Below are 319 nucleotides of genomic sequence, written 5' to 3'. Positions count from 1 at the left end.
TGTGAGTGTTCACACAGATTGTCTGATGAATGTAAGACGAGCAGCGTCTGCGAAGAAGACTTGAAGTCCCCTTCGTCTAGAGGCCTAGGACACCGCCCTTTCACGGCGGTAACAGGGGTTCGAATCCCCTAGGGGACGCCACTTTGCTCGGGGGTCGGGTGAAAGACGGCGCCAACGAAAGGTATTGTTAAGCGGGCTTAATCGCCGGTTTACCAATACATGCTCTTTAACAATCTGGAACAAGCTGAAAATTTGAAACAATCAGCACTGTGTAACAGTGACTGATGAGTCTCTCAAAAACTCGCATCCGAAGACACCT

At 49.8% G+C, this 319-nt stretch carries 1 tRNA gene; it reads left to right on the top strand.

Annotated features, from left to right (window positions below):
* Nucleotides 1–65 precede the first annotated feature (65 nt).
* Nucleotides 66–141 (top strand) — tRNA-Glu (locus tag AACS92_RS04265).
* Nucleotides 142–319 lie beyond the last annotated feature (178 nt).

It is taken from the genome of Xenorhabdus sp. KJ12.1 (genome assembly GCF_963876495.1).
Taxonomy (GTDB): domain Bacteria; phylum Pseudomonadota; class Gammaproteobacteria; order Enterobacterales; family Enterobacteriaceae; genus Xenorhabdus; species Xenorhabdus stockiae.
Note: the sequence above shows the minus strand (reverse complement) of the source record. Positions and strands in the feature narration are given on the sequence as shown.